General features: G+C 63.9%; 7 protein-coding genes and 1 pseudogene. 6 read left to right on the plus strand and 2 right to left on the minus strand.

Translation table 11 applies throughout. From position 1 onward, the window contains the following. Positions 1-3: 3 nt before the first annotated feature. From AC2FLM_RS06030 to pdeM, 6 genes are all read left to right on the plus strand, one after another. Positions 4-852, plus strand: a complete 849-nt coding sequence (locus tag AC2FLM_RS06030) for a tetratricopeptide repeat protein (protein ID WP_234222101.1) — start codon at positions 4-6, stop codon at positions 850-852. Between the two features lie 4 nt (positions 853-856). Beyond that, positions 857-1,402, plus strand: coding sequence for a hypothetical protein (locus tag AC2FLM_RS06035; protein ID WP_496856522.1), 546 nt, complete (start codon positions 857-859; stop codon positions 1,400-1,402). A gap of 118 nt (positions 1,403-1,520) precedes the next feature. Beyond that, entirely contained in the window at positions 1,521-2,828 is a 1,308-nt protein-coding gene (locus tag AC2FLM_RS06040) for a DUF8689 domain-containing protein (RefSeq protein WP_234177809.1), read from the plus strand. Beyond that, positions 2,825-3,634 carry an NAD(P)-dependent oxidoreductase gene (locus AC2FLM_RS06045; protein WP_496856524.1) on the plus strand — a complete coding sequence of 270 codons (810 nt, stop codon included), beginning with the start codon at positions 2,825-2,827 and terminating at the stop codon, positions 3,632-3,634. The genes AC2FLM_RS06040 and AC2FLM_RS06045 overlap by 4 nt, the downstream gene beginning before the upstream one ends. An 80-nt stretch (positions 3,635-3,714) precedes the next feature. Beyond that, positions 3,715-6,123: a ligase-associated DNA damage response DEXH box helicase gene (locus tag AC2FLM_RS06050; protein ID WP_496856526.1), complete on the plus strand. Its 2,409-nt coding sequence runs from the start codon at positions 3,715-3,717 to the stop codon at positions 6,121-6,123. A gap of 41 nt (positions 6,124-6,164) precedes the next feature. Next, a complete protein-coding gene (gene pdeM, locus AC2FLM_RS06055; RefSeq protein ID WP_496856528.1) occupies positions 6,165-6,827 on the plus strand; it encodes a ligase-associated DNA damage response endonuclease PdeM in 663 nt (220 codons plus the stop codon). An 8-nt stretch (positions 6,828-6,835) separates the two neighbouring features. Here the strand turns inward: pdeM and AC2FLM_RS06060 are convergent, their stop codons facing one another. Together AC2FLM_RS06060 and AC2FLM_RS06065 are read right to left on the minus strand one after the other, a co-directional pair. Continuing rightward, positions 6,836-7,576: a LytTR family DNA-binding domain-containing protein gene (locus AC2FLM_RS06060; protein ID WP_496856530.1), complete on the minus strand. Its 741-nt coding sequence runs from the start codon at positions 7,574-7,576 to the stop codon at positions 6,836-6,838. 262 nt (positions 7,577-7,838) lie between these two features. Beyond that, positions 7,839-8,275 (minus strand): annotated as a pseudogene (locus tag AC2FLM_RS06065) (bifunctional methylenetetrahydrofolate dehydrogenase/methenyltetrahydrofolate cyclohydrolase); the annotation flags it as partial.

Consider the following 8,275-nt stretch of genomic DNA (forward strand, 5'->3'; position numbering starts at 1 on the left):
AAAATGCGCCACTTTATCCTGGTTCCGGTCATGCTGGCAGGTGGCCTGACCCTATCGGCCTGTTCCGACAACGCGGATGAAACCGTCGAGCGCGCGTTTCAGGACGTGAATGTCGTCGACGAAACCAATCTGAACGACGTGATGCTGACCGTGGCCGACCCCAACGAGGCGGTTGACTACTTCCAGCGTGCCGCAAAGGACAATCCTGACCGGGTCGACCTGCAACGTGGCCTTGCCAAATCGCTGACCCGTGCCAACCGCAACACCGAAGCGGTCGCCGCCTGGAACCGCGTGGTCAAGATGGAGGGTGCGGCGCCCGATGACTCTGTTGATCTGGCCGATGCGCTGATCCGAAACAATGAATGGGACCGGGCCGAACAGGTCCTGGACACCGTGCCGCCCACCCACGAGACCTTCAAACGCTATCGGCTCGAGGCGATGGTGGCGGATTCCAATCAGGAATGGAAAAACGCCGATACCTTCTATGAGATTGCCGTTGGCCTGACGACTCGTCCCGCGGGCGTGATGAACAACTGGGGCTATTCCAAGCTGACCCGAGGCGATTTTGCCGAGGCCGAACGCCTGTTCGGTGACGCCATCCGTCAGGACGGCAACCTGTTCACCGCCAAGAACAACCTGGTTCTGGCCCGCAGTGCCCAGCGCAACTATACGCTGCCCGTGGTACCGATGACCCAGATCGAGCGCGCCCAGCTGTTGCATACAATGGCTCTGTCAGCGGTCAAGCAAGGTGACATCACCACCGGCAAGGGCCTGTTGCGCGAGGCGATCGACACCCACCCGCAGCATTTCGAAGACGCGGTCCGCTCGCTTCGGGCGCTGGAAACCGGCTGAGCCGATGGCCCTCCCCGCCTATGCGGCAATGTGGTTCTTGCCCTTCGCGCTGCCGATCTGCCTCTATGTCGCTTATACCGATCTGGCCGAGTTGAAAATCCGGAACCACGCTGTCGTGGCCCTGGCTGCGATCTTTGTGGCGGTCGGCCTGATCGCCTATGCGCCGTTCACCAGCGACTGGGTGTCGGGTCGGATCGGCCCGATCCCCATGGCATTGCCCACCTATGTCTGGCAATTGCTGCACCTGCCGCTGATCCTGCTGCTGGGGATCGCATTCAATGCCGCCGGCGCCATGGGCGCGGGCGATGCCAAGTTCCTGGCCGCCGCCGCGCCCTTTGTCTGGACCGCCGATCTGATCCTGGCCATGGCGATCCTCGCCGCCAGCCTGCTGGGCGCCTTTGCCACCCACCGCATCGCCAAATACAGCGGGCTGAGGCGCTTTGCGCCCGACTGGAAAAGCTGGGACAGCGGCAAGAAGTTCCCCATGGGCCTGGCGCTGGGCCTGTGGCTGGCCACCTATCTGGCGCTTGGCGTGGCCTGGGGGGCTTGAGGGCGGCTGACCCTTCAAACTCCCTTCCGGCGCCCTTGTGCTGCCACATTGTTACATCACTTTCGGCGCCATGCGGGTTCCCCGCAGACATGTCACCAGAAGCACCGCAGGCACTCCGATGAATATGCAACCCACCGCCGTGATCGCCCCTCCCGCGCCCAAGGGCATCGCCGAGATGCAGCTGCCCATCGTCATGATGCGGGACATCCTGCTGAAAACAGTGTTCCGCAAGAATGTGGAAACCGCCCGCGAGATTGCCGAGGCCATCTGTCTGCCGCTTTCGGTCACGCAGGAACTGATCGACATGTCCCGCGGCCAGAAACTGCTCGAGGCGACCGGGACTCTCAACGCCAACAGCGGCAACGAGATGGGCTATCAGCTGACCGATGCGGGCAAGTCGCGCGCGCTCGACGCACTCAGCCAGTCTGAATATTTCGGCGCCATGCCGGTCCCGCTCGAGGTTTATCGCGAGCAGGTGAAACGCCAGTCGATCCGCAACATCCAGGTCACCCGCGACCAACTGGTGCGCGCGATGGGTCATCTGGTGCTGCCCGACAGCCTGCTGGGGCATCTCGGCCCCGCCGTCAGCGCCGGCCGCTCGATCCTGATGTATGGCCCGCCCGGCAACGGCAAATCCTCGATCTCGAACGGCATCCGCGACGCCTTGGGTGACAATGTCTATGTGCCGCGCGCCATCGAATATTCCGGCCAGGTCATCACAGTCTATGACCCGATCGTGCACACCGCCGTCGAACAGGAACCAGACGATCCGACCCAACTGCGCCGCCGCGCCCGGTTCGACAGCCGTTATGTAATGTGCGAGCGCCCCACCGTGATCACCGGGGGTGAACTGTCGCTATCGATGCTCGATCTGGTCTACAACCCCACCGCGCGCACCTATCAGGCGCCCTTGCAGCTGAAATCCACCGGCGGCATCTTCATCATCGACGACCTTGGCCGCCAGGCCGAACCACCGCAGGCGATCATCAACCGCTGGATCGTGCCGCTGGAAGAGGGCAAGGACATTCTGGGCCTGCAATCGGGCGAGAAATTCGAAGTCCCCTTTGACACCCTGGTGATTTTCTCGACCAACTTTCACCCCAACGAGATCTTTGACCAGGCGGCGCTGCGCCGGATCTTCTTCAAGATCAAGATCGACGGCCCGAACCAGGAAAACTTCCTGAAAATCTTCGCCATGGTCGCCCGCAAGAAGGGCGTGCCGCTGGATGAAAAGGCGCTGGTGCATCTGCTCAAGGTCAAATACCCGACCATCGACAACATCTATGCCAATTATCAGCCGGTCTTCCTGATCGACCAGATGATCGCCATCTGCGAGTTCGAAGGCATCCCCTATCAGATGAGCCCCGACCTGATCGACCGCGCCTGGGCCAACATGTTCGTCAAGGACGAGAAGATCGTGAAATGATCGGGGTCGCGGGCTGTGGCCGCATGGGTGCGCCGATGCTGGCCGCCCTGCGACGCGCGGGGTTCCCGGCGAAAGGTTTCGACATTCGACCATCCAGCGATTTTGCAGGTAAAGATCACGGAATTACCGATGATATCGCAGTATTTTCGCAAGACTTGAAGATTCTCATCACTGTCGTCCGGGATATTGCGCAAACTGAGCAGGTATTATTCACAGATCAGAAACTCATTCACGCAAAACTCCTCGATTGTGTCATCCTCTGCTCCACCCTGTCGCCCCGCTATGTGCGCGCGCTGCGGGCTAGGGTGCCGGACCATATCGCCCTGATCGATGCCCCCATGTCCGGTGCCCAGGTCGCGGCCGAGGAGGCGCGGCTCTCTTTCATGCTGGGCGGCGCACCCGCCGATCTGGATGCGGCACAACCGCTCTTCGACGCGATGGGCAGCCATTTCCACCGTATGGGCCCCTATGGCTCGGGCATGCAGGCCAAGGTGCTCAACAACCTGCTCGCAGCCGCCAATACGGCGATGACACGGCTGGTGCTGGACTGGGGCGATGCCGCCGGCCTCGACGAGGCCGCGCTGCTGGCCCTCATCCATACCAGCTCGGGCCAGAACTGGTTTGCCAGCAATTTCGACCAGATCGAATTCTCCCGTGACGGGTTGAGCGAGGACAACACGATCGGCATCCTGGTCAAGGACGTGGAAAGCGCGCTCGACGCCGCGCCGCAGGGCGCCGACACCACCCTGCCCCGCAGCGTCCAGACCGCGATCAGGTCCCTGCGCCCGCGCCCTTCTTCTGTTTGAAAATACCTCGGGGGAGTCGCGCCTGCGCGACGGGGGCAGCGCCCCCTTCCCTTGCCCAAGGCTGGTGATAAGGTCACCCCATGCCGCAGCTCCCCGCGCTCCTCACCGACTGGTTCACCGCCAAGGGCTGGTCCGTCCATCCCCATCAACAAGCGATGTTTGATCGCGCCGACCGCCCCGCAACCCTGTTGATTGCCCCCACCGGTGGCGGCAAGACCATGGCCGGGTTTCTCCCCACATTGGCCGAGCTGGCAACGGGACAGCATCAGGGCCTGCACACGCTCTATGTCTCCCCGCTCAAGGCGCTGGCCGCCGATATCAAGCGCAACCTGCGCACCCCCGTTGACGAGATCGGCCTGGCCATCCGGATAGAGGATCGCACCGGTGATACCTCCGCCACACAAAAGAAACGACAGCGCGCCGACCCGCCCCATATCCTGTTGACCACGCCGGAAAGCCTCGCGCTCCTGACCTCGTACGAGGACGCGCCACGCATGTTCGCCGGGCTGCGCCGCGTGGTGGTCGACGAGATCCACGCCCTGGCCGAAAGCAAGCGCGGCGACCAGCTGATGCTGGCGCTGGCGCGGCTGCAAACGCTCTGCCCCGACCTGCGCCGGGTGGGGCTGTCGGCCACGGTCGAGGACCCGGAGGCCATTGCCCGCTTCCTTGCCCGTCACCCCGACCCTTGCGAGATCCTGCTGGCCGACCCCGGCCCCGACCCCGATATCGCCATGCTGGAAACCGAGGAAATGCCGCCTTGGTCCGGCGGTGGCGCGGCCTATGCTATCCCCGCCGTGCTCGATCAGCTCCGGCGGCACAGGACGACGCTCATCTTTCACAACACCCGCGCCCAGGCCGAGATCTTCTTTCACAACCTCTGGCTGGCGAACGACGACGGGCTGCCCATCGGCATCCACCACGGTAGCCTCGACCGGACCCAGCGCGAACGGGTCGAGGCGGCGATGGTGCGGGGCGAGCTGCGCGCCATCGTCTGCACCGGCAGTCTCGATCTGGGCATCGACTGGGGCGATGTGGATCTGGTGATCCAGATCGGCGCCCCCAAGAACGTCAAGCGGCTGGTGCAGCGGATCGGGCGGGCCAATCACCGCTATAACGCCCCGTCCAAGGCCCTGCTGGTGCCCGCCAACCGGTTCGAGGTGGTCGAATGTATCGCCGCGCTCGAAGCGGTTCGCGCACACGCGCTGGACGGCGACCCGCGCGGCCCCGGCCCGCGCGACGTGCTCTGCCAGCATATCCTGATCGCCGCCTGTTCCGGACCGTTTGACGCCAATGCGCTCTTTGCCGAGATGACCTCTGCCGGGCCTTATGCCGACCTTGCCCGATCCGAATTCGATGCCTGTCTCGAGTTCTGCGCCACTGGCGGTTACGCCCTGCGCGCCTATGACCGCTGGCAGCGGCTGCAACAGCGACCGGACGGGCTATGGCAGTTGCGCGACCCGCGCAGCGCGCAGCGGATCCGGCAGAATATCGGCACCATCCAGGACACCGACACGCTCAAGGTGCGGCTTAGGCGCAATCGCGGCGGCAAGCCGCTGGGTGAGATCGAGGAAGGGTTCGCCGCCTCGCTCACCCCCGGCGACACCTTTCTGATCGGCGGCCAGATCGTGCGCTACGAGGGCCTGCGCGAGATGGTGGTGGAGGTCAGCCGCCGCGCCGACAAGAAGCCCAAGATCGCCACCTTCATGGGTACCAAATTTGCCACCTCGACCCAGCTCAGCGCCCGTATCCTTGACCTTTTTGCACAGACCGACTGGCCGCAGTTGCCGTACCACACCGCCGATTGGCTGACCCTGCAACGCCGGGTCTCGCGCCTGCCCGAACGCGGGCGGCTGCTGATCGAAAGCTTTCCGCAGGACGGGCGCGAGCATCTCTGCGTCTACGGCTTTGCCGGGCGCAACGCGATGCAGACGCTGGGCCTGTTGTTGACCAAACGGATGGAGGAGACGGGCCTGAACCCGCTGGGCTTTGTCGCCACCGATTACGCGGTGCTGATCTGGGGGCTCGAGGCCACGACCGACCCGGCGCCGCTCTTCGAAATCGACAGCCTGCGCGCCGGGCTGGATCAGTGGCTGGCCGGCAACGCGGTGATGAAACGCACCTTTCGCGCCTCGGCCACCATCGCCGGGCTGATCGAGCGCAATCTAGGCGGCCAGCGCAAGACCGGGCGGCAGGCGACCTTCAGCTCGGATATCCTCTATGACACCTTGCTGAAATACGACCCCCATCACCTGATGATGCAGATCACCCGAGCCGAGGCCATGCGCGGACTGGTTGATTTCGGCCGCATCGAAGAAATGATCGCCCGAGTCGGCGACCGGATCGACCTGGTGCGGCTGGACCGGGTAACACCACTGGCCGCGCCGCTGTTTCTCGAGGTCGGCCGGGTGCCGGTGCAGGGCGCCGCCGAGGAGCGGCTCTTGGCCGAGGAAAGTGCCCGTCTGCTGGCCGACGCCGGGCTGACCGCCTGAAAAAGCTTGCGCATCCCTGCGCCACAGGCAAAGAACACATCATGAACGGATACGATTTCACCTTTGCCGGGGAACGGCTCACCGCGCTTGGCTCGGGCGCGCTCTGGTGGCGCGAGCGACAGCTTTTGTGTGTCTCGGACTTGCATCTGGGGAAATCCGAGCGCATCGCCCGGCGCGGCGGCACCCCGCTGCCGCCCTATGAGATGACCGACACGCTGGATCGGCTTTCCGCCGATCTGGAGCGCACCAAACCCGAGACGGTGATCTGCCTGGGCGACAGTTTCGACGATGCCGAGGCCGCCCGCGCCCTGCCCGAGCCCGCCCGCCTGCGCATCGCCACGCTTCAGGCCGGGCTGCGATGGGTCTGGATCGAAGGCAACCACGATCCCGGCCCGGTGGACATTGGCGGCACGCATCTGCGCGAACTGACACTTGGGCCGCTGCTGTTTCGCCATATTGCGCAAGATGGCGCTCAGGGAGAGATCTCGGGCCATTACCACCCAAAGGCGGCGCTGCGCCTGCGCGGGCGCAACCTGACGCGCCCGGCCTTTCTGGTCGACACCGCGCGGATCGTGCTGCCCGCCTATGGAACCTATACCGGCGGGTTGCGCAGCGATGCGCCGGTTCTGGCCCAACTGATGCGGCCCGAGGCGCTGGCGATTGTCACCGGCCCCACCCCGCATGCCGTGCCAATGCCACGCTGAACAGAGGATCAGATGATCCCCGCGTCCTCCAGCCCGGGGCGGTACTTGCGGCTGACCGGGATCAGATCGCCATTGGTCAGGCGCAAATGGGTCTTGCCCCCGCTGCGCTCGACGCTCTCGATCGCCGCTTCGGTCACCCAATGGGACCTGTGGGTACAATGCCCAGCGATCGGAGACATCTCGTCAATGGCGTCTCCGAACCGCGACCGGATCGTGTGAACCCCCTGATCGGTCACCACATCGACACTGTGATCACGGACGGTCAACCGCAGGATCTGCTCGGAAAATCCTTGTGGCAAGCGTTTGTAAATCCGGGGTTGCGGCGGTTTCTCTACCGCGTTGCCCGACAAGACGCCCCGACGCAGGATGATCAGGCCCGATGCAAAAATGGTCCCGTAGCGCGCCATGCTCCACAGGTCGGGCGATGCGGCGGCAGAAGGCAGCGCCAGAAGCCGGATCAACAGCCACAACGCCGGTGTAAAAAGCAGCGTGACCAGCGCGACAATCAGCAGGTCCTTGCCCAAAAGCGCCGCGTCGGGCAAATGCCGCTCGACCAGACGATGGCTCTGGTGCGCGATGCCGCCCGCGACCCCCATGACCAGCAGCCAGAACAGGAACCGCTGGACAAAGGACATGCTGTGCCCGCCGAACGGAGCCGAGATGCTGGCCAGGAGCGATAGAAACACAAAGGCCGGTCCGATCAGACCCCGTTTATCGGCACTCAGAAAGGATCTCAGTGTGGCTATCATGAAGAACTTGCTTGAACTGATCTGACGCGGAATACCGTCATACCGCAATTGGCCCCCTGCGACAAATACCGGGAAGGGTCCATTTTGACAAACTGCGACGCTTTGGCGTCAGGCGGCGCAAGAAAGCAACACCTTAATGTTGTTCAGTAAAGTGAACAGTGCAGCAGAAAACACATTTCGCGCCAAATCCATTTGACGCTCAGAAGCATCAGGGCCACCGGTGCTTGCGCCTCCGGTGGCCCATCGCGTGATCAGAGGATACTCACGGAGTAAGTCCCTTTGGTTCTGTGAGTTTGTTTGCGCGTGTGCAGGCTGTGAGGGTGTTGGCGAGGAGGCAGGCGATGGTCATGGGGCCGACGCCGCCGGGGACGGGGGTGATGGCGCCCGCCACCTCGGCGCAGCTGTCGTAATGGACATCGCCCACCAGCCTGGTCTTGCCGTCGCGCTCGATCCGGTTGATGCCCACGTCGATCACCGTGGCGCCCGGTTTGATCCAGTCGCCGGGCACCATTTCGGGCCGGCCCACCGCGGCCACCACGATATCGGCGCGGCGCACCACCTCGGCCAGGTCCTTTGTCCGGCTATGGGCGATGGTCACCGTGCAGCTGTCGCCCAGCAGCAACTGCGCCATCGGCTTGCCCACGATGTTCGACCGCCCGATCACCACCGCGTCCATCCCCGAAAGCGACCCGTGATGGT

The sequence above is a fragment of the Ruegeria sp. SAZD011 genome (genome assembly GCF_059612545.1).